Origin of the sequence: Acidocella sp., from assembly GCF_028687955.1 — a bacterium.
Taxonomy (GTDB): Bacteria; Pseudomonadota; Alphaproteobacteria; order Acetobacterales; family Acetobacteraceae; genus Acidocella.
Genome location: NZ_JAQTZC010000010.1, coordinates 8,945 through 33,887, shown reverse-complemented (window position 1 = coordinate 33,887; position 24,943 = coordinate 8,945). Strand labels below are relative to the sequence as shown.

At 65.7% G+C, this 24,943-nt stretch carries 23 protein-coding genes; 16 read left to right on the top strand and 7 right to left on the bottom strand.

All coding sequences use genetic code 11. The annotated features are described in order from the left end of the window. Window positions 1–64: 64 nt before the first annotated feature. Window positions 65–445 carry a cytochrome c gene (locus PHE40_RS02475; protein WP_299957524.1) on the top strand — a complete coding sequence of 127 codons (381 nt, stop codon included), beginning with the start codon at window positions 65–67 and terminating at the stop codon, window positions 443–445. 99 nt (window positions 446–544) lie between these two features. Here the strand turns inward: PHE40_RS02475 and PHE40_RS02470 are convergent, their stop codons facing one another. Then, entirely contained in the window at window positions 545–853 is a 309-nt protein-coding gene (locus PHE40_RS02470; protein WP_299957521.1) for a hypothetical protein, read from the bottom strand. 298 nt (window positions 854–1,151) lie between these two features. Next, window positions 1,152–2,333: a ribonuclease D gene (rnd, locus tag PHE40_RS02465; protein ID WP_299957518.1), complete on the bottom strand. Its 1,182-nt coding sequence runs from the start codon at window positions 2,331–2,333 to the stop codon at window positions 1,152–1,154. A 61-nt stretch (window positions 2,334–2,394) separates the two neighbouring features. Between rnd and aspS the strand changes: the two genes are divergently transcribed. Beyond that, complete coding sequence (aspS, locus tag PHE40_RS02460) at window positions 2,395–4,188, top strand: aspartate--tRNA ligase (RefSeq protein ID WP_299957515.1); 1,794 nt, start codon at window positions 2,395–2,397, stop codon at window positions 4,186–4,188. A gap of 173 nt (window positions 4,189–4,361) precedes the next feature. Here aspS and PHE40_RS02455 read toward each other — a convergent pair whose 3' ends face one another. After that, entirely contained in the window at window positions 4,362–5,858 is a 1,497-nt protein-coding gene (locus tag PHE40_RS02455; RefSeq protein ID WP_299957512.1) for a hypothetical protein, read from the bottom strand. A 128-nt stretch (window positions 5,859–5,986) separates the two neighbouring features. Here PHE40_RS02455 and PHE40_RS02450 point away from each other — a divergent pair, with 128 nt between their 5' ends. From PHE40_RS02450 to PHE40_RS02425, 6 genes are all read left to right on the top strand, one after another. Then, window positions 5,987–7,885 carry a hypothetical protein gene (locus tag PHE40_RS02450; protein WP_299957509.1) on the top strand — a complete coding sequence of 633 codons (1,899 nt, stop codon included), beginning with the start codon at window positions 5,987–5,989 and terminating at the stop codon, window positions 7,883–7,885. After that, a complete protein-coding gene (locus tag PHE40_RS02445) occupies window positions 7,882–8,052 on the top strand; it encodes a hypothetical protein (RefSeq protein ID WP_299957507.1) in 171 nt (56 codons plus the stop codon). Before PHE40_RS02450 ends, PHE40_RS02445 begins: the two co-directional genes overlap by 4 nt. A gap of 95 nt (window positions 8,053–8,147) precedes the next feature. Next, window positions 8,148–8,951 carry a phosphate ABC transporter ATP-binding protein PstB gene (pstB, locus tag PHE40_RS02440; RefSeq protein WP_299957559.1) on the top strand — a complete coding sequence of 268 codons (804 nt, stop codon included), beginning with the start codon at window positions 8,148–8,150 and terminating at the stop codon, window positions 8,949–8,951. 12 nt (window positions 8,952–8,963) lie between these two features. After that, window positions 8,964–9,692 (top strand): phosphate signaling complex protein PhoU, encoded by a 729-nt coding sequence (phoU, locus tag PHE40_RS02435; protein ID WP_299957504.1) that lies wholly within the window; start codon window positions 8,964–8,966, stop codon window positions 9,690–9,692. Further along, the gene (gene phoB, locus PHE40_RS02430; protein ID WP_299957501.1) at window positions 9,689–10,396 is read left to right on the top strand and encodes a phosphate regulon transcriptional regulator PhoB; all 708 of its coding nucleotides are present in this window, start codon (window positions 9,689–9,691) and stop codon (window positions 10,394–10,396) included. Before phoU ends, phoB begins: the two co-directional genes overlap by 4 nt. 68 nt (window positions 10,397–10,464) lie before the next feature. After that, complete coding sequence (locus tag PHE40_RS02425) at window positions 10,465–11,232, top strand: AIM24 family protein (protein ID WP_299957498.1); 768 nt, start codon at window positions 10,465–10,467, stop codon at window positions 11,230–11,232. Between the two features lie 24 nt (window positions 11,233–11,256). Here the strand turns inward: PHE40_RS02425 and PHE40_RS02420 are convergent, their stop codons facing one another. Together PHE40_RS02420 and PHE40_RS02415 are read right to left on the bottom strand one after the other, a co-directional pair. After that, on the bottom strand, window positions 11,257–12,372 hold the full coding sequence (locus tag PHE40_RS02420; protein ID WP_299957495.1) for an FAD-binding oxidoreductase: 1,116 nt from the start codon (window positions 12,370–12,372) through the stop codon (window positions 11,257–11,259). Beyond that, window positions 12,369–13,133 carry an alpha/beta fold hydrolase gene (locus PHE40_RS02415; protein ID WP_299957493.1) on the bottom strand — a complete coding sequence of 255 codons (765 nt, stop codon included), beginning with the start codon at window positions 13,131–13,133 and terminating at the stop codon, window positions 12,369–12,371. Before PHE40_RS02415 ends, PHE40_RS02420 begins: the two co-directional genes overlap by 4 nt. A gap of 128 nt (window positions 13,134–13,261) precedes the next feature. Between PHE40_RS02415 and PHE40_RS02410 the strand changes: the two genes are divergently transcribed. Continuing rightward, complete coding sequence (locus PHE40_RS02410) at window positions 13,262–14,266, top strand: YncE family protein (protein ID WP_299957489.1); 1,005 nt, start codon at window positions 13,262–13,264, stop codon at window positions 14,264–14,266. A gap of 262 nt (window positions 14,267–14,528) precedes the next feature. Here the strand turns inward: PHE40_RS02410 and PHE40_RS02405 are convergent, their stop codons facing one another. Further along, window positions 14,529–15,539, bottom strand: a complete 1,011-nt coding sequence (locus PHE40_RS02405; RefSeq protein ID WP_299957486.1) for an NAD(P)/FAD-dependent oxidoreductase — start codon at window positions 15,537–15,539, stop codon at window positions 14,529–14,531. Between the two features lie 59 nt (window positions 15,540–15,598). Between PHE40_RS02405 and tsaE the strand changes: the two genes are divergently transcribed. The 5 genes from tsaE to PHE40_RS02380 are packed head-to-tail and all read left to right on the top strand — an operon-like array spanning window position 15,599 to window position 23,110. Then, window positions 15,599–16,018, top strand: a complete 420-nt coding sequence (gene tsaE, locus PHE40_RS02400) for a tRNA (adenosine(37)-N6)-threonylcarbamoyltransferase complex ATPase subunit type 1 TsaE (RefSeq protein ID WP_299957483.1) — start codon at window positions 15,599–15,601, stop codon at window positions 16,016–16,018. Next, a complete protein-coding gene (gene addB / locus PHE40_RS02395) occupies window positions 16,015–18,918 on the top strand; it encodes a double-strand break repair protein AddB (protein ID WP_299957480.1) in 2,904 nt (967 codons plus the stop codon). Before tsaE ends, addB begins: the two co-directional genes overlap by 4 nt. Next, the gene (gene addA / locus PHE40_RS02390; protein ID WP_408838372.1) at window positions 18,896–22,330 is read left to right on the top strand and encodes a double-strand break repair helicase AddA; all 3,435 of its coding nucleotides are present in this window, start codon (window positions 18,896–18,898) and stop codon (window positions 22,328–22,330) included. Before addB ends, addA begins: the two co-directional genes overlap by 23 nt. Before the next feature lie 53 nt (window positions 22,331–22,383). Beyond that, window positions 22,384–22,701 (top strand): thioredoxin, encoded by a 318-nt coding sequence (trxA, locus tag PHE40_RS02385; protein WP_299957475.1) that lies wholly within the window; start codon window positions 22,384–22,386, stop codon window positions 22,699–22,701. 1 nt (window position 22,702) lies between these two features. Next, the gene (locus PHE40_RS02380) at window positions 22,703–23,110 is read left to right on the top strand and encodes an acyl-CoA thioesterase (protein ID WP_299957472.1); all 408 of its coding nucleotides are present in this window, start codon (window positions 22,703–22,705) and stop codon (window positions 23,108–23,110) included. On the opposite strand, the gene PHE40_RS02375 is transcribed toward PHE40_RS02380, so the two are convergent. After that, window positions 23,088–24,071 carry an alpha/beta fold hydrolase gene (locus PHE40_RS02375; protein ID WP_299957468.1) on the bottom strand — a complete coding sequence of 328 codons (984 nt, stop codon included), beginning with the start codon at window positions 24,069–24,071 and terminating at the stop codon, window positions 23,088–23,090. The genes PHE40_RS02380 and PHE40_RS02375 overlap by 23 nt on opposite strands. Window positions 24,072–24,103: 32 nt before the next feature. Between PHE40_RS02375 and PHE40_RS02370 the strand changes: the two genes are divergently transcribed. Together PHE40_RS02370 and PHE40_RS02365 are read left to right on the top strand one after the other, a co-directional pair. Next, entirely contained in the window at window positions 24,104–24,295 is a 192-nt protein-coding gene (locus PHE40_RS02370) for a zinc-finger domain-containing protein (RefSeq protein WP_299957466.1), read from the top strand. After that, window positions 24,282–24,943, top strand: a 662-nt coding sequence (locus tag PHE40_RS02365) for a 5'-3' exonuclease H3TH domain-containing protein (protein ID WP_299957463.1), incomplete at its 3' end; no start/stop codon positions are given. The genes PHE40_RS02370 and PHE40_RS02365, both read left to right, overlap by 14 nt.

The following is a 24,943-nucleotide window of genomic DNA, read 5'->3' as shown; positions in this document are numbered from 1 at the left end:
CGAAATCGTCATAAAACTACCCAATTAGCCGTGCTAACCTTGTTCCTTTTCAGCAGAGCAATGCGTGTTTAAGTCACAAAAAATCCGCTTTACCCTATCCGTGGCGGCGCTATTCGCCGCCGCCCTGGCCAGCCCTGCCATGGCGCAAACCAAGGGCGATGCCGCCATGGGCGCCAAGCTCTATGCCGCCAACTGCGCCTCATGCCATCTGGCCAGCGGCGCGGGCGGCGTGAAATTCGGCAGCGGCTCCGTCTCGGCCGACCTGCGCGCGCCGGGTCTGGAGAAGACCTACCGGCACAGCAACAAGCTGCTGCTGCGCGCGATCCTGACCGCGCACGATGAAGACAACGAACGGCTAGACCAGCCGATGCCCGCCTGGAAAGGCCGGATCACCACCGCCCAAGCGCAGGACATCATCGCCTATCTGCACACGCTGCACTCCTAACAGCCCGCGGCAATCTCTCTTTCGTATTTGCCGCAAACGGCATTCGCTCACCTTGGGAAGCCGAGGTGAACGAAACCGCCGCCTGGCCACGTGGGGCCCTCACCCGCAATCATTCCCCCGCAGCGTGAAGTCCACCACCTTGCCGCCCTTCAATAAAAAGGTCGTCTCGCAGGCATAAACCAGCACCCGCGGCGGCATCATCGAATCATACACCAGCGGATAAAACCCGCCGCCAAACCACGGCCCGGCATAAGGCCCATAAATCCCGCCCAGATACGCCCCCGGCACGCTCACCGTCCGGCGCTGCTCATAGGCCAGATAGGTTGTCCCGTTCACCGTAATCTGCTTATCGGGCACGCCAAGCTGGCTCACCAGCGTCTGCTCATCCGCGCCAATATAAGCCGCCATGCGGGTTTGCAGGCTAGGGCCGGTGGCGCACCCTGCCAGAACCACAAAAGCCAGAACACCGTAGCGCATATCACCCTCGTTTACGCTGACAACTCAGCCAGACATTAGCACAACGGAAACCTCTTTTCCGCCCGGCTTCAAAATGTCACAAAAACCCTCGCCATTGGCGCCGTCCTAGAGAGAATTTGGATTTTCATAGCTCGTTTTCGAATAATCCGGCGGCGCGGCGAAACGCAGTCATCCTTGGGCGGGCTGATGTTCACCGTCGCCCCGCCATCAAAGGTTTTTCAGCGGCCTGCTAAGCATCACCCCGCCCGGCCACTTCGACGATTTTCACCCGCTTGCCCTGGGCGGAGAGCGCGATCTCGCCGCGGATCAGCCGCAGCGCATCGCGCCCGAACATCTCGCCGCGCCAGCCTTCCAGCGCCGCGTTGCCCTCGGCTTCGCCCAGCGCCAGCGTCTCGATATCCTCCGAGCTTGCCACCAGCCGCGGCGCCACATTGTTCTGCTCGGCCACCGCGTTCAGCAGCACCTTCAGCAGCGCCACCAGCGCCGGCGAGGCCCGAGGCGTATCGCGGGGCTTGTCCGCGCGCGGCAGATCGCCCTCAGGCAGCGCCTTCGCCGCCGCGATGACCGCCAGCAGCGACTGCCCGGATTTGCCCTGCGCGAAGCCGCTGGTAATCCCGCGCGCCTTGGCCAGCGCCTCCGCGGTCTCGGGCGCCAGCGCGGCGATTTCTGGGATCTGCTCATCCTTCACCAGCCGCTGGCGGGGAATGTTAATCCGCTGCGCCTCACGCTCGCGCCAGGCCGCAATCGCCTGGATCATCGCCAACTGCCGCTTATTGCCCGTGCGCAGCTTCAGCCGCTCCCATGCGCGCTCGGGGTTCACGCGGTAGGTGTCAGGGTCGGCCAGCGCCGCCATCTCCTGGCCCACCCAATCCATCCGCCCATCCACCCGCAGCCGCGCCATCAGCCGCTCATACACGGTGCGCAAATGCGTCACATCGGCGGCGGCGTAATCCACCTGCGCCTTGGTCAGCGGCCTGGCCGACCAGTCGGAGAAACGGTGGGCTTTATCGATATGCCCGCCGGTGAGCGCCTGCACCAGCGCATCATAGCCCACCTGGTCGCCAAATCCCGCCACCATCGCCGCCACCTGGGTATCAAAGATGTTCAGCGGCACCGCATCGAACATCAGCAGAAATATTTCCACATCCTGGCGGCAGGCGTGGAACACCTTCACCACATCCGGCTTGGCCAGCAGCACGCCCAGCGGCGCCAGGTCGATGCCCTTGGCCTGCGCGTCCACCACCGCCACATCGTGGGTTCCCGCCAGCTGCACCAGGCAAAGCTCGGGATAATACGTTCGCTCGCGCATGAACTCTGTGTCCACGGTCACGAATTCCTCGGTGCTCAGCCGCGCGCACAGGGCGGCCAGCTCGTCGGTTGTAGTAATGAAGGCCGTTTGGATGTCACTCATAATCTCTCCTTAATCACCCCCCGGCTTGACAGGGAAGAGGCCCCGGTTTCATTCGCCTCTCATGCAACACTCTCATCCCTACCGCACCCACAACTGCGCCGCCCTGCGGTCAGCCAATATCGGCCAAACCGCCCGGATTTCCGGCTGGGTCCACGCCAAGCGCGACCACGGCGGGTTGTTGTTCATTGACCTTCGCGACCATTTCGGCCTCACCCAATGCGTGTTCGCGGCCGGCTCCGCGCCCTTCGCGGCGGCGGAGTCGCTGCGCGTTGAGTCCGTTATCACCCTCACCGGCACGGTCGTGGAACGCGCACCAGGCACCACCAACCCCAAACTCCCCACCGGGGAGATTGAGCTGCGGGTGGAATCGCTGCTCGTGCAATCCACCGCCGATGTCCTGCCCCTCCAGGTCGCCGGGCATGAGAGCTACCCTGACGAGCTGCGCCTCAAATACCGCTTTCTCGACCTGCGGCGCGAGCAGGTGCACAAGAACATCATGCTGCGCGCCGGGGTCATCGCCTCCTTCCGCCGCCGCATGATCGAGGCCGATTTCACCGAGTTCCAAACCCCCATCCTCAGCGCCTCGTCCCCTGAGGGCGCGCGTGACTTCCTGGTGCCTTCGCGCAACCATCCAGGCAAATTCTACGCACTGCCCCAGGCGCCGCAGCAGTTCAAGCAGTTGCTCATGGTCGCCGGGTTTGACCGTTACTTCCAGATCGCCCCCTGCTTTCGCGACGAGGCCTCCCGCGCCGACCGTTCCCCAGGCGAGTTCTATCAACTCGACTTCGAAATGAGCTTCGTCACCCAGGAGGACGTGTTCAACACCATCGAGCCGATTTTGCTTGGCGTATTCTCTGAATTCGCCAATGGCCGCGAAATTGACCATGACGTCAAACGCATCCCCTACGATGAATCCCTGCTCAAATACGGCTCCGACAAGCCCGATCTGCGCAACCCGATTATCATCTCCGATGTCACCGAGGCGTTTCGCGGTTCCTCCTTCGGCCTGTTTGCCAAAATCATCGAGGGCGGCGGCATCGTGCGCGCCATTCCCGCCCCCGGCGCCGGCGCCAACCCGCGCTCATTTTTTGACAAGCTGAACGAATGGGCACGATCAGAGGGGGCTGGCGGGCTTGGGTACATCACCTTCACCGATGCCGGGCCGCAGGGGCCGATTGCCAAAAACCTCTCGCCTGATCGCGCCGAGCAAATCCGCGCCGCCAGTGGCCTGAAAGCCGGTGACGCCGTCTTCTTCGCCGCCGGCAAAGAGCTGGACGCCGCCAAATTCGCGGGCACCGTGCGCACCAAGCTGGGCCACGACCTCGGCCTCATCGATTCCGGCAAATTCAAATTCTGCTGGATCGTCGATTTCCCGATGTACGAATATGACGAAGAAGCCAAACAAATCGTATTCTCCCACAACCCCTTCTCCATGCCCCAGGGCGGGATGGACGCGCTCCAGAACCAGGACCCGCTGACCATCAAAGCCTTCCAGTATGACATCGTCTGCAACGGCATCGAGCTGTCCTCCGGCGCCATTCGCAACCACCGGCCGGACATCATGCTGAAAGCCTTCGAGATCGCAGGTTACGGACCGGAAGAAGTCGAAGCCCGCTTCGGCGGCATGCTCAATGCCTTCCGCTACGGCGCCCCGCCGCATGGCGGCTCCGCGCCGGGGATTGACCGCATCGTCATGCTCCTGGCCGATGAGCCCAACATCCGCGAAGTCATCGCCTTCCCGCTCAACCAGCAGGGCGAGGATTTGATGATGGGTGCCCCCGCGACCATCGCCGCCCCGCGGCTGAAGGAGCTCTCCATCGCTTTGGCCCTGCCGCCAAAAGTGGTGAAGAGCTAGAGTCTGATCGTTTGAGGTTGACGCGCGCCAGCGTGGCAACCGAAAGCGTGAATCAGCCTCTTATCAAAGAGTTAGAGAGCGCGTTCGGGGGGCTCTTGCGTCAACCCAAACCTATCGCGCGCTAAGCAAAACACCGCCCGTCCGCCTCCCGGGGCCGTACGGGCAGCCGCCCCTTAAGGGCGCACCACCACAATAACCCCGGTCTTGCCCAAAATCCCCCTGGCATGGGCAAGCTCATCCGCATCCAGCCCAAACCCGGCCGCCGCATTGGCCGCCTGCGCCACATCGCCGCCGTCGCGCGCAATCAACGCCGCATCCGGCACGCCGTATTCGCTCCAATAGATCACCGGGCAGCGCCCAGGGGCATCGGGCCCCGGCGGCAGCAAGGCCAGGTGCGCGCGCGCCGCCACCTCGGCCAAGCCAATGCGCTCCGGCGGCACATCCGGACGCATCCCGGCATGAATCCGCGTCCCCTGGCACTGCCCGGCCAGCCGGGCCACCAGCGCCGCGTCGGGCCGCCAGCCCTGGTCCAGCGGCACGGTCAAAACGCTGTACACCACATATACCGCCGCATTCGCGCCCACCAGCAACGCCAGCCGGGGCCGCGCGGCGAACACCGGCGCCAGCAGCAACGCCAGCAGCACCATCACCTCAACCGCGAAAAAACTGAAATACCGGTCCACAATCAACGGCGCGAAATGGTTGATAACCAGAATCACCCCCGTTGCCGCCACCGTGGCCCCCGCCACCAGCCACAGCCATGCCACGGGCAGCGCCGGCGCGCGCATCTCCAGCCGCAGCAGCACCGCGCCAGCCACCAGCACCGCCGCATAATTCTCGCCGATCGCAGGCATCAAATGGCTCAAGATCGTATAAACCGCATTCAGCGGTCCGCGCGCCGTGATCCACGAAACCTCACCCAAAACGCTATGCGCCTGGTGCTGCTGCAACCAGGTGAACCACAGCAGCGGCACCGCCGCCGCCCCGGCCACGCAAACCAGGCTCACCGCCCGCAAATATGCGCCGCGCCGCCATTCCGCCAGCAGCACTGCCGCCAGCAGCACCGCGGTATAAAGCGCGGTAACCTGATGAAACATCACCAGCACCGGCAGCGCCGCGAGCTGAAACCAGTCCACCCTGCGCGCGCGCGCCACATAGGCCAGCGTGGCGGCGCCCAGAAACACCAGCTCGGCGCAATATTGCGAGAAATAATCACGGTATTGCGTAAAATCCAGCAGCAGGAACTTGCCGCTGCACGCAAACAGCGCCAGCCCCAGCAAAAACCCGCGCTGCGCCGGGTAGCGCCTTGCCGCGCAGCCGAACCAGGCCAGCACAAAGCCCAGCGGCAACAAATTCACCAGCCGCCGCGCGAACAGCCCCGGGCCGCTCACCAGCTCCCAGAACCGCGCCACGATATAAAAAAACGGCGGATTGGTCTCCCCCGGCCATAGCTGCGTCCAAGCGGTGCGCCACGGCACATGCGGGTTGGCGAAATAAATGGTGGCATATTCATCCAGCGAGCCGCCGCGCAGATACGCCCCGGCCAGCACGCCGCATACCGCCAGCGCCGCCAGCGCCAGCACCGCGCGCGGCCACCAGGGCGCCAGCCCCGCGCCACCTGCATGCACTCTTCCGTCCACCTGCGCGCCCATCTCCACCCCTCCGGCCATCCGCCACGCGTGTAACTTAATTCCACAAAACTGAGAAGCAACGCCCCGCATGGGCTTACAAATCCGGCCGTATCCGGCTATCTCCCCGCCAGCGGAACGGATTGCCTGTTCCGCGCCAGGAACAACTCATGCCCCTCCGGCCCGCCAGCAAACCCGCCGCGTTTTTGTTTCACATCGGCGCGCTGCTGTTTCTGCTTGCCTTGGGCTACGCCTTCTTCGCGCCGCCGCACAGCGCCCCGCCGCCCACCTATTTCGGCGTCGGGGGTGACCCCTTATCCTTCATCTGGTTCCTCAACTGGTGGCCTTTCGCCGCGCAGCACCATCTGCCCCTCTTCCACACCAGCTACGTGAACGCCCCCTTCGGTGAAAACCTCGCCTGGCGCGCGGGCGTCATCGGCCTTGCCCTGCTGGCCGCCCCCTTCACCCTCAAATTCGGGGCGCTGGCGGTTTACAACACCCTCATGCTGGCCGCCCCCGGCCTGTCCGGCTGGGGCGCCTATCTCGCCGCCTATGAGCTGAGCGAGGACACCGCCGCATCCCTCACCGCAGGGCTGGTGTTCGGCTTCTCCAATTTCATGCTGGGGCATCTTCTCGGGCACCTCAACCTCAGCCTCACCTTCGCCATCCCCTTCTGCCTCTGGGCCTGCCTCGCCGCTGCCAAACATGGCTGGAGCACCCGGCGGCTGGCGCTGCTGCTCGGGCTGGCCCTGGCCTTTGAATTCGGGGTCAGCCAGGAGCTCTACGCCACCCTGCTCATCTTTGGCGCGCTCGCCGCCGCCACGCTCTATGCGCTGCATCCACCCGCGCGCGCCGCGCTGGCCCGTCTGTTGCCCGGCGTATCCCTGGGCATTGGCGCAAGCCTTGTCATCCTCTCGCCGCTCATCTGGCAAATGCTGCGCGGCTACGCGGGCGGCAGCCACAGCGTCGCCTCCCCGGCTGATTTCTCGGTAGACCTGCTGGGCTTTATCCTGCCCACCCCCATCACCAGGCTGGGCGGCCACTGGCTCGCCCCGCTCACCAACAAATTCGGCGGCAACACCGCCGAGGACGGCAATTACAACAGCCTCCCCCTGCTCCTGCTGCTGGCCTACATCGCGCGCACGCACCGCGCCGCCCCGGCCGTGCGCGTACTGGCAGGCTTCGCCGCCCTCGCCTGCCTGCTCGCCTTGGGCCCGTATGTGCATGTCCTGGGGGCCGAGGTCAGCACCGCCCCCTGGCTGCCCGCCTCCGTCCTGCCTTTCCTCAAATCCATGCTGCCCGCGCGCTTCATGCTCTACGCCTGGCTGGCCATCGCACTGCTGCTGGCCTGCTGGCTGGCCGCGCCGGGGCGCAAACCGCCGCGCTACGCGCTGCTGGCCGCCTGCCTGGTCTTCATCCTCCCCGCCCGCGGATATGATCGCAACTGGACCCGCCTGCCCATCCCCGCCGTCTTCACCAACGGCGCCATCCCGCCCGGCAGCCGCATCCTCATCCTGCCGGAAAGTCAGGTCGAAATGGGCTATCAATACGCCGCGGGCCTGCGCTTCTCGCTGGCCGCCCAGGGCTATCTCGGCACTGGCGCGCCCGCGCGACTTGCCCGCTGGCCGCTCTACCGCGCCCTGTTCGTGCAAAAATACCAAGCCGCCCTGCCACGCATCAACCCGCCGATGCTCGCCGCCTTTCTCGCACAATACGGCGTACAGGCCGTGGTGGTCACCGGCGATTTCGCCCCCGGCCACACCCCCGCCCCCGCCAGCGCCGCCGTGGCCGCCCTGCTGCAACGCGCCGGCTGGCTACCCGCCGGCGCCGGCGCTGATTCCGAGCTTTTCCACCCCCCCGCCAACAACCCCCCGCCCGATGCCGCCCAGCTCGCCGCCTTCATGCGCATGCCCGCCCCCGAGCAACGCGGGCTTAACATCCGGCTGGAACAGAACTGGGTCCACGCCATCCGCCTCATGGCCCGCCTCACCGGCCTCAACCCCGCGCCACTGCTGGCATTTTATGCGGCACATGCACACCCGCCGCTCCCCGTGGACGCCATCCGATGATCACCCACCCCTTCTTCTGGATCGCCCTGGTCAGCGCCGTGCTGGTCCACCGCGACGCCAAACGCCGCAGCGCCGCCCGCCCGCTTGCCTGGGCCCTGGCCGTTCTCCTGTTCTGGATCGTGGCCCTTCCCGCCTATTTGTGGCAAAGACGCGCCAATCACCCATAAGCCACCCCTTCCTGTCACCAAAGCTTAACGGTAATGTCATCGTACTGTCATGAAACGCGCCTATGGAGGCGCAGATGAAAATAGCGAGTCCGAAAATGCCTGAAGCGGCGCTGCCCCAGCCACTCACCCCCAACGCCCCAATCAGCGCCGCGCGGGTCTCCATTCGCAATCTCAATTTTTACTACGGCGCCAATCACGCGCTGCGCAACATCAACATAGACTTCCCCGACCGCCAAACCACGGCGATGATCGGCCCCTCCGGCTGCGGCAAATCCACCCTGCTGCGCGTGCTCAACCGCATGTACGACCTCTACCCCGGCCAGCGCGCCGAGGGCGAGGTGCTGCTCAGCGGCGAGAACATCATCAGCCCGGGCCTGAACCTCCACCGGCTGCGCCGGCGTGTCGGCATGGTCTTCCAAAAACCCACGCCCTTCCCCAAATCCGTCTACGAGAACGTGATTTTCGGCGTGCGCCTGCATGAGAAACTCTCCAAGTCCGAGCTGGATGAGCGCGTGGAATGGGCGCTCACCCGCGCCGCGCTCTGGGGCGAGGTGAAGGACCGTCTGAACGCCTCCGCGCTCAGCCTCTCCGGCGGCCAGCAGCAGCGCCTGTGCATCGCGCGCTCCATCGCCGTGCGGCCGGAAGTGCTGCTGCTCGATGAACCGACCAGCGCGCTGGACCCCATCAGCACGCTGAAGATCGAGGAGCTGGTTGACGAGCTGAAGCGCGACTTCACCATCGTCATCGTCACCCACAACATGCAGCAGGCCGGGCGCTGCGCTGACCAGGTCGCCTTTTTCTATCTCGGCGAGCTGGTGGAAGCCGGCCCCGCGACACAAATCTTCACCGCCCCGCGTGAGCGTAAAACGCAGGAATATATCACCGGCCGGTTCGGCTAAAGGAGCAGCATCATGCCCGATGAACCCAAGCATATCGTCGCCAGCTTCGAAGCTGACCTGAAAAAACTCCGCGATATGATCGCCGTCATGGGCGGGCTGGTGGAACGCGCCGTGGCTGACGCCGCCGCCGCGCTGCTCACCCGTAATGCCGATCTCGCCGCCAGCGTGATCGAGCACGACCCGCAGATTGACGCCGAAGAGCGCGCCATCGAGCAGTTCGCCGTGCGCCTGCTGGCCCTGCGCCAGCCCGTGGCCGATGACCTGCGCCAGGTCATCCAGGCGCTCAAGGTCGTCACCGATCTGGAGCGCATGGGCGACTATGCCGCCAACATCGCCAAGCGCAGCATCGTCATCAGCCAGGCCGCCAGCCGCTTCTCGCTCTCGGGCCTTGGCCAGATGGCCGCTCTGGTCCAGCAAAACCTCAAATCCAGCATTGACGCGGTGGGTGAGGCCGACCCGCAGAAAGCCATCGCCGTATGGGGCGCAGACCAGGCGGTGGATGACCTCTACAACACCATCTTCCGCGAGCTGATCACCTACATGATGGAAGACGCGCGCAGCATCACCGCCTGCACCCATCTGCTTTTCATCGCCAAAAACCTTGAGCGCATCGGCGACCACACCACCAACATCGCCGAGCTGACCTACTACGCCGTCACCGGCGAATCCCTGCCCGATTTCCGCCCCAAGGGCGACCAGACATCCGCCTACGTCCATGCCAACCCAACCGGGCACCAATGAACGATCAAAACAAACCCTACATCCTCATCGTCGAGGATGAAGCGCCACTCGTCACCCTGCTACGCTACAACCTCGAAAAACAAGGCTTCCGCGTGGAAGATGCCGGCGATGGCGGCGAGGCGCTGACCCGCATCGCCGAAGCCACGCCCGATCTGGTACTGCTGGACTGGATGCTGCCCACCATGTCGGGCATCGAGGTCTGCCGCCAGATCCGCCGCCGCCCCGCCACGCGCACGCTCCCGGTCATCATGCTCACCGCCCGCGCCGAGGAACAGGACGCCGTGCGCGGCCTAGACACCGGCGCCGACGATTACATCGCCAAACCCTTCTCCACCGAGGCGCTGATCGCGCGCATCCGCGCCCTGCTGCGCCGCGCAGGCTCCGTGCCCACCAAGGCGAAGCTGAATTTCCACGACATTTCGCTGGACCCCGCCTCCCACCGCGTGCAGCGTAACGGCCGCACCTTGCACCTCGGCCCCACTGAATTCCGCCTGCTCGAATTCTTCCTGCGCCATCCAAAACGGGTTTTCTCGCGTGAGGATGTGCTCAACGCCGTCTGGGGGCGCGACATCCATGTCGAACCCCGCACCGTCGATGTCCACATCCGCCGCCTGCGCAAAGCCATCAACGGCCCCGGCGAAATTGACATCGTGCGCACCATCCGCGCCGCCGGCTACGCGCTGGATCTTGAGGCAGCCCTCTAAAACCTATTTTCCGCTTGGCGATGATTACTAAAAATGCTTGAATTGCCTCCAACAACCGGGAGCTAGCCATGAAGCATTCGATCGCCGGGACCACCATGCCGGTGCTGCAAATCGGGCTCGACCCAGGGGAAATCCTCATCGCCGAACCAGGTGAGTTTTCCTGGATGAGCGATAACATGCGGCTCAACACCACCACCCAGACCGGCGTCTCGCGCGGCTTCTTCGGCGCCATCGGCCGCGCCTTCTCGGGCGGCGGACTGTTCATGACCGAGTATTCCCCCCAGGGCGGCCCGGGGCTCATCGCCTTCGCCGCCAAAGTGCCGGGCACCATCCTGGAGGTCGACGTTCCCCCCGGCCACTCCTACATGATCCACAAGCACGGCTTCCTCTGCGCCACCCAGGGGGTCAACCTCTCCATCGGTTTCCAGCGCCAGCTCGGCGCCGGCATCTTCGGCGGCAACGGCTTCATCATGCAAAAGCTCTCCGGCCCCTGCACCGCCTTTGTCGAGCTCGGCGGCGAAGCGGTGATCTATGATCTGCGCCCGGGCGAATCCATCCAGGTCCACCCCGGCCATATCGGCATGTTCCAGGACACCGTGAATTTTGACATCGTGTTCATGCGCGGCATCAAAAACGCCCTGTTCGGCGCCGACGGCCTCTTCATCGCCCGCCTCACCGGCCCGGGCAAGGTCTGGCTGCAAAGCATGACCGTGCCCAACCTCGCGCACGCCCTCTCGCCCTATCTCGGCGGTGAGCAGGCCGTGGCCACCGCCCCGCAAATCGGCGGCGCAGCCATCGCTGGCGGCATCCTGGGCGACATTTTCGGCCAGCGTTAGCCCAGAGACTGAGGGCGATTCACGCTAAATTCTCCCGCGGAAGCGCATCGGGTCGATCGCGGCCATAACCCCTGCGGCCGGCCCCGGGTCTTCCCCCTTCACCATCGCCGCCACCAGCGCGCCCGCCGCCGGCGCGGTCTGTATGCCATAGCCGCCCTGCCCCGCGCACCAAAAAAACCCTGGCACCGCCGTCTCCCAGCCAAAGGCCAGGCTGCGGTCAGGCGAGAACGTGCGCAGCCCCGCCCATGCGCGCTCCACCCGGCGCACCGGAATGTCCAGTGCCTTCTGCATGCGGTCTATCCCGATGGCGATATCCAACTCGTCGGGCTGCACATCATGCGCGTGCATCGGCGTCTCATCGCACGGGGTCACCATCAGCCTGGTGCGGGCCTCGGCGCGAATGTACCAGTCATGCACGGCTGACTGCACCATCGGCCAGTGCTCCACCGCATAGGGCGCGGGGTCGATAATCGCCGCGGTCCTGCGGCACGCCACCAGGCCGAGCGGCGCCACCCCCGCGATCCGCGCCACCTCATCCGCCCAGGCGCCCGCGGCATTCACCACAACCGGCGCCCGCAAAATCACACCGGCAGCCGTCTCCACCTCCCAGGCGCCCTGCTTGCGCTCAATGCGCCCCGCGCGGCTGCGCAACATCAGTTGCCCGCCCGCCGCGCGCGCCCGGCGGAGGTAGAACTGGTGCAGCGCCGCCACATCCATATCAAAACCGTCCCGCTCTATCCCGGCCCGCACGGCGTAGCCTTCTATCAGCGCCGGGACCATCGCCTTCACCCGGGCCAGGGAAATCTCCTCAATCCCCAACCCCTGGCCGATCAACCCATCCAGCGCCTCCGTCTGCTCCGGCGGCGCCAAATAAATGATCTCGCGCCCCACCGCGAGCCGGTCCGTGCCAATATCCGCGGGCGGATTCAAAAAAAACGCACGTGACAATCCAGTGAGCACACGCACATCCGCCGGGCCATAATTGCGCACCCAAATCGCCGCCGAACGCCCGGTGGTGTGGTAGCCCGCCTGCGCCTCGGCCTCCACCAGCGCCACATTATGCGTCGCCCCCAGCCCCGCCGCCACACTCGCCCCGGCCATCCCGGCGCCGATCACAATCACATCAAAATTCTGACTCATGCAAAAAAGAACCCCCGCAAACTCGCCAGCACTTGCGCTGGCTTTTCGGCATGCAGCCAATGCCCGGCGCCCGCCACCGTCTCCACCACCGCGCGCGGAAACAAGCGCGCTATCTCCGCCGCCGCCTGTACGGGCACATAGTCTGACTCTCCGCCGCGCAAAAACAACGCCGGCCCGCCATAAGGCGCCACCCCTAGCGGCTCGCTCCAGCCCAATATCTGCGGCATCGCCGCGCCGATCTCCGCCAGCCCCGCGCGCCAGCGCGGCACCGCGCCCAGGCTGAGGTTGTTGAGCAGAAACGCGCGCATCTCCGCCGCCTTCACCACCCCCGCCAGCGCCGCATCCGCCTCGCCCCGGCTCAGGCCCGGGTGCAGCACAATCGCCTGCATCGCCTTCACATAATCGCCGTAATCATGCTCATAGCGCATCGGCGCTATATCCAGCACCGCGAGGCGCTCCACCAGCTCCGGGCGCAGCAACGCCAGCATCATCGCCGTCTTGCCGCCCAGCGAATGCCCGGCCACCCGCGCGCGCGCCACCCCCAGCGCCGCGCAGGTCTCGGCCACATCCCCCGCCATGGCCGCAAAATCCATCGCCGCGCCGTGCGGGCTATCGCCGTGGTTGCGCAGATCCATGGCAATCACCCGCGCCTGGGTGCCAAGCCCGCGCGCCAGCACGCCCAAATTTTTCGCCGCGCCGAACAAACCATGCAACAGCACCAGCGGCGGACCTTCGCCCGAGATCAATGTGTTCAAAATCATGCAGGCACCTTCGCCGCAACGGCGAATAATCTCAAGCGCCCGCCCGAACACCCGCCATGAACACAACGAGCCTCCACCCCCGGCGGCAGGCACTTCGCAACCCAGCCGGAAAGGACTAATCACCACGCATGATCACGCGCCGCACCGCCCTCTCGCTCCTCTCGCTGCCGCTTCTGCCCGCCCAGGCCCTGGCGGAAACATCCCCCCCCGCGCAAGCGGGCGCGCCGCCGCCCTTGGCAATGGTGATGAACTCCGGCGACGCCACGGTCTCGGTCATTGACATGACAAGCAAGCAGGTCATCAACACCTTGCCCATGCTGCGCGAGCCCAGCCACTGGGCCCTGACGCCTGACCGCAAAAAACTCTACGTCTCCGACGCCAGCGGCAACGCGCTTTTCATCTTCGACCCCCTGACCGCCGCCCCGCTCGGCCATATCCGCATCGCCGACCCCTACCAGCTCGCCTATACGCCAGACCAGAAATACCTGGTGGTGAACGCCCTGCGGCTCGACTATGTCGACGTTTACGACTCCACCACCCTGCATCTCGTCAAACGCTTCAAATCCGGCAAATTCCCAAGCCATCTGGATTTCTCGCCCGATAGCCGCTTCAGCTTCCACTCCATGCAGAAATCAAACACCCTGGTCTGTCTCGACCTCGCGAGCATGACCGAACGCTGGAGCGTCCCCATCGGCAAAACCCCCGCCGGCGTGCTCTGGCACAACGGCAAGCTGCTGGTCTGCATCATGGGCGAGAACGGCATCGTCGAGGCTAACCCGCTAACCGGCCAAATCACCCGCCGCCAGGCCACCGGCGAGGGCGCGCACAACATCTTCCTCTCGCCCGGCGGCTCAACCCTCTACGTCTCCAACCGCGTCGGCAGCACACTCTCAGCACTCGACCCGCTCAGCCTGGAAGTCAAACGCGACTACCGCATCCCCGGCGGCCCGGACGATATCGGCATCGCCCCGGACGGCAAAATCTGGATCGCCCTGCGCTTCAACGAAGCCGTCGCCGTGCTGGACCCGCTCACCGGCGTTTTTGACACCATCCCCGTCGGCCGCTCGCCGCACGGCATCTTCCTCAACACCGAGATGCAAAAACCCGGCGAGCTCACCGCCGAGCGGCTGTAATTTGTAAGACCGGCCGTATCGTTGCTTTTTCGCACCAAACCCACACAAATTGGGGCGCAAGCAAAAAATAAAGCTACATTAACATCGTGTTATAATACCAGTCAGCCTTAAGGCTGACTGGTATGCGCCCGGGGCTGGTGGGGCGGCCGCGCGAAAAATCAAAAGCTTATACCAGCCCGCCACCAAACCCAGAGAGTCAAGCTCTTGGCGGGCTGGTATAAAAACTTCTTCGCGAACGCTCCACGTGGAGCGTTCGCCGTCCTCAAACCGGCACGCCCTTGCTGGTGGAATACTCAAAATGCAACGCCACATCCGGATACACGATCGGATGAATCGCATGCGCCGCCACCGCGCCCTCGGCAAACCCCTGCAAAATAAGCTTCAGCTTGCCCGGATAGGTCACAATATCCCCGACGCCGAAAATCCCCGGCACCGTGGTCTCCATCCGCGCCGGATCCACCACCACATGGTTGTGCTCAAGCTGAAACGCCCAGTCCGCCAGCGGCCCCAGCTCCATCGCTAGGCCAAAAAACGGCAACAACACATCCGCCCCGATCAGCCGGGTAGCGCCATCTAGATCAGCCACTTCCACCACCTCCAGCATCCCGCCCGCGCCATGCAGCGCGTGCAGCTGGTAGGGGATCACCATGTCGATCTCGCCGCGCGCCACCGCCGCGTCCAGTTGCGCCGCACTCTCAGGCGCCGCGCGGAATTTTGGCCGCCGGTGGATGACATGGATGCTCCCGGCAATGCCGTTGAGCGCCAGCGCCCAGTCCACCGCCGAGTCCCCGCCACCCGCGATCACCACGCGCTTGCCCCGCAGCGCCTCGCGGCGCTTCACATAGTATTGCACCGCCCCGGTGGCCTCATAGGCCTCCAACCCTTCCAGCGGCGGGCGGTTGGGCCCAAAAGCACCGGCCCCCGCGGCCACAATCACCGCCTTGGCCTTAATCTCATCGCCCGCATCGGTGGTCAGTGTAAACACGCCAGCAGCGCCATGCAGTTTTTCCACCCGCCGTCCCAGCAGCCGTTGCGCCGCGAAGGGCGCAATCTGCTGCTCCAGCCGGGCAATCAGCTCCGCGGCTTCAATGCCGGGATGCCCCGGAATGTCATAAATCGGCTTCTCCGGGTAGAGTGCGGCGCATTGCCCGCCGGTCTCGCCCAAGGCATCGATCAACACGCAGGACATCTTGAGCATCCCGCACTCAAACACCGCAAACAGCCCAGCCGGGCCGGCACCGATGATTGCTACATCCGTTGTCAGCTTTTCCATACCCCAGGCTTTGCCGCACCGCTCTTCCACAATCAAGCGCATGCCCTAAAAAGAGTATCATGCACATCTTCCTCCCCGATGAAGCCGCGACCATCGCCCTGGCCCAAAAACGCGCCGCCCGGGCGCGCGCCGGGGATGTTCTGCTGCTCTCCGGCCCGCTGGGCGCCGGCAAAACCAGCTTCGCCCGCGCGTTCATCCGCGCGTTGACCGGCGAGCCAGATCTCACCGTCCCCTCCCCCACCTTCACCCTGGTGCAGCAATACGAGACAGACACTCTCACCATCTGGCATTATGACCTATGGCGGTTGCAGGACCACCATGCGCTGGAGGAGCTGGGCTGGGACGAAGCACTGGAGGGCATCGTTATCGTGGAATGGCCCGACCGGCTGGGACCGCTGACCCCCCAGCACGCCCTGCGGCTGAGCTTCTCCCATGATGGCACGGGCCGAAGCGCAGAGCTGAACGAGGATCTGCCATGAAGCTCGGCGCGTTCCCGGCGGAGTCGGCTTTCCTGCCCGCGCTGGCGAAACGCTGGCTGGAGACGGGCGGCGACTCGGCCGACGGGCTGATCCTGCTGCCCAGCCGCCGCGCGGCGCAGGCGCTGGCCGGGGCGTTTCTGGAACAAAACCAGGGCAAGGCATTGCTGCTGCCGCGCATTGTCGCGCTTGGCGCCATCGACGAAGCCGCCCTCGCGCTGGCCGGCGCGCTGGACCTGCCGCCAGCCATCCCCCCCATGCAGCGGCAGGCGATTCTGGCGCGGTTGATCCTGCAAATGAACGGCCAGGGCGGCGCGCCGCAAAAGCTTCATGCCGCCTGGCAGCTTGCCGCCGATCTCGCCGCGCTGCTCGATGAGGCAGCCTATGCCGAGGTCGATCTCAAAGCCACCTTACCCAATGTGGTGGCCGCCGAACTCGCCAGCCATTGGCAGACCACGCTTAAATTCCTCGAGATCATCACCCATGCCTGGCCGGAGATTCTGGCCGGAATGGGCGCAACGGATCCCGCCGCCCGGCTGGTGGCGCTACTGGACGCGCAAACCGCCGCCTGGGGAACTAACCCGCCGGCCCACCGGGTATGGATGGCCGCCGCCGAAGGCAATCCCGCCATCGCGCGGCTGGCCCGGCGCGTGGCCGGGCTGCCGGAGGGGCTGCTGCTGCTTCCTGGCTACGATTTCAACCTGAACGAGAGCGCCTGGGAGGCGCTGGATGACAGCCACGCGCAAGGCGGCATCGCCCGGCTGCTGGCGGACATCGGCGCGCGCCCTGCCGAGGTGCAGCCCCTGCCCGCCCCCGCATCGCCGGTGCCGGGCGGGCGCAGCCTGGTGTTTTCGCGCGCATTGCTCCCCGCCGCCTGCCTGGAAGCATGGGAAAAACCGATCGCGTTTCAGCTCGCGGGGCTAAGTCGTCTGGAGGCACAGGAGGAAGCGCAGAATGCCGCCGCGATCGCGATGATCTTGCGTGACGCGCTGGAAGTGCCAGGGCGCACGGCGGCGTTGATCACCCCGGACCGCGGCCTCGCCACGCGGGTAACGGCGGCCCTGAAGCGTTTCGGCATTACCGCTGATGACAGCGCGGGCGAGCCGCTGGCGCAAAGCCCGCCCGCGATCCTGCTGCGCCTGCTGGCGCGCGCGCTGGTGAGCGGCTTCGCCCCGCTGCCTTTGCTGGCCCTGCTGAAGCACCCGCTGGCCGCCGCCGGGCTGCCGCCGGAAATGTGCAGGGAACATGCGCGGAATCTAGAAATCCACGCGCTGCGCGGCACCCGCCCTGGGCCGGGATTCGATGAGATCAAATTCCGGCTGGATAAGGCCGCACAGCCCGCCCTTCGCGTGTTTCTGGACCGGCTGGAGGCTATGTTGCGCCCGGCGATTCCCCCCGTGCGCAGCAATCCCGCGCAACTGCTTCGCCACTTGCTCAGCGTGGCCGAGGCGCTGTGCACCACCCCGGACGAACCGGGCGCGGCGCGGCTCTGGCCCGGTGAGGCGGGCATCGCGCTTTCTGAATTGTTCTTACATGCGCTTGAAATTTTTGAAGACCTTCCTGATGTTGCGAGCACTGAGACCGCGGATCTGCTCGATGCGCTGTTGAACGGCGCGATAGTACGCAAGCCGCGCACCAAGGACGGGCATCCGCGCGTCGCGATCTGGGGTTTGCAGGAAGCGGCACTGCAAAGCGTGGATGTCGCGGTGCTGGGCGGGCTGGTGGAGGGTGTGTGGCCCGCACCGGCGGAGCCGGGGCCGTGGCTGAGCCGCCCGATGCGCCGGGCCGCCGGGCTGCCCTCGCCGGAACAGAAAATCGGCATGGCCGCGCACGGGTTTTTCTCATTGGGCGCATGTTGCCCGCAGGTTGTGCTGGCAGCCCCCGCGCGGCGCGAGCGCGCCCCGGCGGTTCCTTCGCGCTGGCTCACGCGGCTCCAGGCGATGCTGCACGGCCAAGGGTTGGCGGCGCATCAGGCAGCCTCCTGGGCGTTGCAGCTGGACCAGCCTGCGCAACTGGAGCGCCGCGCGCGCCCCTATCCGCGCCCGCCGGCCAAAGCGCGGCCGGAGCGGTTGAGCATCTCGGATTTCGCCACGCTGATGGCTGATCCCTATGCGATTTATACCAGAAAAATCCTGCGCATAACCGAACTTGACCCGATCGACGAAGAGAGCGACCCCAGTCTTTTTGGCGAAATCGTGCACAAGGGGCTGGACGAATTCTATAAACTGCCTGAAAATTTCACGGCGCCGGATGCGCGCGCGCGCCTCATCTCCGCGCTACAGACCGCGATGCGTGATAGACGTCCGCGCGCGGCGCTGGAGCATTGGTGGATGGCGCGGCTGGCGCGCATCGCGGACTGGGTGCTGGAGAGCGAGAGCGCGCGCCGCGCCGTGCATGGCGCGCCGGTTCATCTGGCTTCGGAGGTAAAAGCCCAGCTGGCGGTACCGGGTGGCTTCACGCTCACCGGCCGCGCCGACCGGATTGAAAAATTCAACGATGGCACCATCGGCATCATCGATTACAAAACCGGCGCCGCGCCTGGCAACGGGCAGGTGGAGGACGGCAGCGCGCCGCAGTTGCCGCTGGAGGCGGTGATGGCGCAGGCCGGATGTTTTGGAGACGAATTCACCGGCGAGGTGGCTGAGCTGGCCTACTGGAAAATTTCCGGACGGCACGAGGCGGGCGAGGTGCGCGAGGTGAAACCGAAAAAACCAAGGGTGCTGCGCGAGGTGATCGAGGATGCGGCGCGGGCTCTGCCTGAGACGTTCGCAAAATTCGCGGATGAAAAAACGCCCTATCTGGCAAGCCCGCACCCCAAACGGGTGAATAAATACGATGTGTACGCCGGTATTTCCCGCCGCGTGGAATGGGCCGGGGAGGATGACGCCAGTGACGGTGATTGAAATTGCCAACGCGCAGCAGCGCGAAGCCTCTGATCCGAAGGTTTCCGCCTTTGTCGCGGCTTCGGCCGGGAGCGGCAAGACCAAACTTCTAACCGACCGTCTGTTGCGATTGATGCTCTCAGGGACTGCGCCGGATAAGATTTTGTGCCTCACCTACACCAAGGCGGCCGCGGCGGAAATGACCATCCGGCTGAACACGCGCCTGGGCAACTGGGTGGTGATGAAAAAATCCGATCTGGAAAACGCGCTGCGTGAGCTGGATGTGGCGGTGAACGATACGAATGTGGTGCTGGCGCGTAAGCTCTTCGCCGATGTGCTGGATTTGCCAGGCGGCCTGCGGATCGAGACGATTCACGCCTTTTGCCAGTCGCTCTTGCGGCGCTTTCCGCTGGAGGCTGGACTCTCGCCGCATTTCGAGGTGGCCGACGAGGTGCAGGAAGGCCGGCGCCTGCGCGAGGCGCGCGAGGATGTGCTGGCGCAACCCGGGCATGAGGCGGCGGTTTACACGCTGGCCGGCGAAACCAACGAGCCTGATTTCGCCGCGCTGACGCAGAAATTCGTGCAAATGTCCGCCAGCTTGCTGCATGTTCGCGAAGCCGCCGGAATCGTCCCTTTACAACGCGCGGCACTGGGCGCGGGGACGCAGAGCGAGGCGGCGCTGCGCGCGCAGGCCGTGGTGCTGCCGCGCGAGGAAGAGCTGCGCGCGGCGCTGCGGCGATTGGCCGAACGGGGCAACAAATCTGGCCAGGCATGGGCGCATGAAGCGCTGGACTGGCTGGCGCAGCCGCAAGCGGCGCGCGCGGCGAAGTGGGATGACTGGCTGGCCGTGCATTTTACCGCCAAGGGCAAAGGCCCGCCGGGCAAGCTGCATAATTTTTTCGGCAAGGGGCTTGCCGCGGAAGAGGCTGACATTCGCGCCGAGATCGCGGCGGAATGCAAACGCTTGGAGGCGGCGCTGGAGCAGATCCGCGCGGCACGGCTGGCGGCGCTGAATGCAAGCCTGATGCAGCTGGCCGCCCCGATTGTGCAGAACGACGCGGCGCAAAAGCGCCTCGCGGCGCAGCTGAGCTATGCCGACCTGGTGCGCCATACCGCGACATTGTTCGAGGACCCCGGCGCCACCTGGATACTTTATAAATTGGATGGCGGGATCGCGCATCTGCTGCTCGACGAGGTGCAGGATACCGCGCCGGCGCAATGGGAGATCGCGGCGAAGATCGCCGATGAATTTTTTGCCGGGGCGGGCGCGCGCGAGGGCGCGCGGACGATCTTCGCGGTGGGCGATGCGAAGCAGTCGATCTTCTCGTTCCAGGGCGCGGATTTGGAAAGTTTTACGGCGAATCAGGCGAAGTTTCGCGAAAAGGTGAAGGCGGCCGGGCAGCGCTGGGTGGATGGCAGGCTCTCGGTCTCCTTCCGCTCCACGGCGCCCGTGCTGGCGCTGGTGGATGCGGTGTTCGCAACCGGCCCGGCGCGCGCGGGGGTTTGCCGCGGCACGGAAGTGCTCAAACATGAGGTGAGCCGCGCGGGGCAGGCCGGGTGGGTGGAATTATGGCCGCTGAGCGAGGCGGCGGCGCCGGCGGAGCTGCCGCCCTGGGCGGTGCCGGAGGATTACGAAGGGGCTGATTCGTCCAAGGCCCTGCTGGCCCGCCAGATTGCCCTCGACATTAAAAAACGCCTGGACACGGGCGAGATTTTGCAAAGCCGGGGCCGCGCGGTGCGGCCAGGGGATTTTTTGATTCTGGTGCGCCGCCGCGATGCGCTGGTGGGCGCCATCACCCGCGAGTGCAAGGCGCGCGGGGTGCCGGTGGCGGGGCTGGACCGCATGGTGCTGACCGCGCAGCTGGCGGTGGGCGATCTGCTGGCGTTGTGCGATGCGCTGCTGCTGGGCGATGATGATCTGGCCTTCGCGCAATATCTGGTCTCGCCGCTGGGGGGCTTGAGCGATGAGAGCCTGATGGCGCTGGCGATGGGCCGCCGGGGCAGCCTGCTGGCGGCGCTGTATGCGCGCCACGCGGAACGGGCGGCGTGGGCGGCGGCGAAGGCGTTTTTCGAGACGCTGCGTGCGAAAGCGGATTTTCTCTCCCCCTTCGCGCTGCTGAGCGAGGCGCTGGGGCCGCTTGGCGGGCGCAGCCGGATTTTACGCCGCCTGGGGCCGGAGGCAGCCGAGCCGGTGGATGAGTTTCTGACCGAGGCGTTGAAATTCACGCAGAGCGAGCCAGGGGCGCTACAGCTATTTGTGCATCAGCTGCGCCAGGCGGGGGCGCAGATCAAGCGCGAGGCGGATTCAGGCGGGGATGCCGTGCGGATCATGACCGTGCATGGGGCGAAGGGCTTGCAGGCGCCGGTTGTGATTCTGCCCGATACGACAGCGCTGCCCACGGGGGCGCAGAAGGAGACGCTGTTCTGGCTGCCGGTGCCGGGGGAGGATGTGCGCGTGCCTGTGTTCTGCCCGCGCACGGACCTGCGCGCCGCGGCGGTGGCCGGCGCCGCGGCAAACGCCGCCGCCGCCGAGGTGCAGGAATATAACCGCCTGCTCTATGTGGCGCTCACGCGCGCGGAGGACGGGCTGATCATCTGCGGCGCCAAAGGGCGCCACAATGTGGCGGAAACGAGCTGGTATGAGCTGGCGCGGGCCGGGTTCGCGCGGCTGCCGGAGGTAGCGGATGTGGACGGGCGGCTGGTGCATGCCTGCGCGCAGACCGCAAGGCCGGATGACAAGGCGGAGCATAAGGTAACGCATGAAGCGGCGCTGCCCGGCTGGGCGGGCGCGGCGCCGGGCTGGGTGGCGGCCCCGCCAGGGGTGGAGACAACGCGGCCGGAGCGCATCGCGCCAAGCCGGGGGGTGGAGGACGTTGCCCGTCAGGCGCTGGCGGCGAGTCCGCTGGGGACGGAGCAGATGCAGACCCGCGCCGCGCGCGCGGCGGCAATGGCGCGCGGCCGGACGGTGCATGCGCTGTTGCAGCATCTGCCGGAACTGCCCCCGCCGGCGCGGGCGGCGGCGGCGGCGCGTTTTCTTGCCGGCGTGCCGGAGCTGGCGGGCAGCGCGGCGGAAATCCACGATTCGGTGCGGGCGGTTTTGCAAAACCCGGCGCTGGCGGCGCTGTTCGGGCCAGGGAGCCGGGCGGAGGTGCCGCTCGCGGGGGTGGTGGGGGATGTGGAAATCGGCGGTCTGGTAGACCGTCTGGCGGTAACGGCGCAGCGGGTGATGATCGCCGATTACAAGACCGACCGCGCCCCGCCGGACACGCCAGAGTTGATTCCCCCAGGGTATTTGCGGCAATTGGCGGCCTACCGGGCGATATTGGCGCAGATCTATCCCGCCCATGCCGTGGTATGTCTGCTGATATGGACACAGAGCGCGGTGGCCATGCAGGTGCCCGATGAAATGCTGGACGCGCATGCCCCGGCTTGATTAGGGCGGGTTTCACCGCCATGTTCTCATCCAACCACTTAAGGGAAGCTATCATGAGCAAGGCTGTTACCGACGAGACCTTCGATGCGGATGTACTGAAATCCAGCGCCCCGGTGCTGGTGGATTTCTGGGCCGAATGGTGCGGCCCGTGCCGGACGATCGCGCCCTCGCTCGAGGAGCTGAGCAAGGAATATGAGGGCAAGCTTGAGATCGTGAAGGTGAATATCGACGAGAACCCGATGACCCCCTCGCAGTTTGGCGTGCGCGGCATCCCCACGCTGCTGATCTTCAAGGACGGCAAGGTGGCGGCCAGCCAGGTGGGCGCGGCGCCGAAATCAGCGTTGAAGGCGTGGATCGACAAGAGCCTGTAACATGACGCACGCGATGCCGGGCGAGACGCCGCCGGCCGGGGTGCCGATGATCCGCACCATCGCCATGCCGGCCGATTCCAACCCGGATGGCGATATTTTCGGCGGCTGGCTGATGAGCCAGATGGATCTGGCGGCGGGCAATCTGGCGGCGCGGGTGGCGCGCGGGCGCTGCGTCACGGTTTCGGCCGATGCGATGAGCTTTCTGCGGCCGGTGAAGATCGGCGATGAGGTAAGCGTTTATTGCGAGTTGCTCTCCACCGGGCGGACCTCGCTGAAGATCAACGTGGAAGCCTGGCGGCGGCGGCGCAACACGCATGAGGAATACCGCGTGACCAAGGCAATGTTCACCTTCGTGGCCATCGACGCCGAGGGCAAGCCGCGCCCGTTCAGTCCGCCAGAAATACCGTAGCGGCGCTGGGGGCCGAGGATTCCAGCCCCGTGCCCAGTATGTAGCCGAGAATATCGGCGCTGGGCGTAGCCCGCTCCAGGTCACGCGGGATCATGTGATAATCCGGCGGGTAATACGCCAGGATGACCGGGGCGCCCGGCGGCAGGGCGCGCCAGCAGCGGCGCATGGCCGCCTTGGGGATCAGCTCGTCATGCCCGCCATAAAGGATGAGCGCCGGTTGGCGGAAATGCGCGCATGAGCCTTGAGCCTGGGCCATGAGGCTGGTGAGCCCGGCGATGCTGCGCAGATTTGGCGCGCGGATGGTGAGCGGGTCTTCCCCGAAGGCGATGAGGGCCGCGGTGTTATCGCTGGCGCGGATGTGCACGGCATGGCCGGTGAGGCGCATCTGCGGGGCCAGCGCATCGGCCATGAACAGCACCGTGCGATACAGCCTACCCACCCGCCAGACGGCGGGGGCGGAGAGGATATAGGCATCCACCGGCGGCGGGTTGGATGAGGCGCCGAGCAGCAGGCCAATGCCGCCGCCCATGCTCTCGCCCATGAGCACCAGCCGGGTATGCGGATATTTTTCGCGCAACTGCACCGCCATGGCACGGGCTTCATCAACCAGCGTGGCGGTGCCCGGCCAGGCGCCGCGGTTGGCGGTGGCGCCGAAGCCGGATTGGTCCGGCGCATAAAGCGCGATGCCCCGCGCGTTGAGGGTTTGCGCCAGCAGCACCCAGGCGTCGCGGCTGTCGGTATAGCCGTGCAGCGCCAGGACCACGGCTTTGAGCGGGCCTTGCGCGGGGTAGAGCCGGTAGGGCAGGCGCGCGCCATCCGGCAGGGTGAAAATGCCGCTGGTGATGATCGGGTGGTTTGCGGACGCCTTGGGGACACCGTAGGGGAGGGGTGCGCAGCCGGGCAAGCTCAAGGCCAGCAGCAAGGACCAGAGCTTGGGGTTACGCAGAAATGAAGCTATCATCGCGCCGTATTCATCGCAGCAAGGCAGAACCCATGGACAACGCCACAACCAAGACCCCGACCGAAATCATCCATGTAAAAACCCATGCCGTCTCCTGCGATGGCGGCGTTGGGCCGCTTGGCCACCCCAAGGTGTATCTGAAGATCACCGGAACACAAATCATGTGCCCGTATTGCTCGCGACTGTTCGTGCTGGAGCCGGGCGCGCGCGATGACGGGCACTGACCGCAAGGGCATGAGACTCGTCCTCGTCGACGGCTCAGGCTTCATCTTCCGGGCGTTCCACGCGATCCCGGATATGACACGCCCGGATGGCGTGCATGTGAACGCGGTGTTCGGCTTCTGCAATATGATCGCGCGGCTGATGAAGGAGCACACCGGCTCGCATCTGGCGGTGATTTTCGATGCCGGGCGGATGACGTTCCGCAACCGGATGTATACGCCCTACAAGGCGCAGCGGCCCGAAACACCGCCGGAGCTGGCGCCGCAGTTCGCGCTCATCCGCGAGGCGGCGAGAGCCTTTGGGCTACCCAGCATCGAGCTTGATGATTGGGAGGCTGACGATTTGATCGCCGCTTATGCGAAGGCGGCGCTTGCGGCCGGGGGCGAGGCGGTGATCGTCTCGTCCGACAAGGATTTGATGCAGCTGATCCGCCCCGGCGTGAGCATGCTCGACCCGATGAAGAACGTGCCCATCGGCGAAGCGGAGGTGGCGGCCAAATTCGGCGTAACGCCTGACAAGGTGATCGAGGTGCAGGCGCTGATCGGCGATGCGGTGGATAATGTGCCGGGGGTGCGCGGGATCGGGCCGAAAGGGGCGGCGGAATTGATCGGGCAGTACGGCGATCTGGAAGCCGTGCTGGAGGCTGCCAA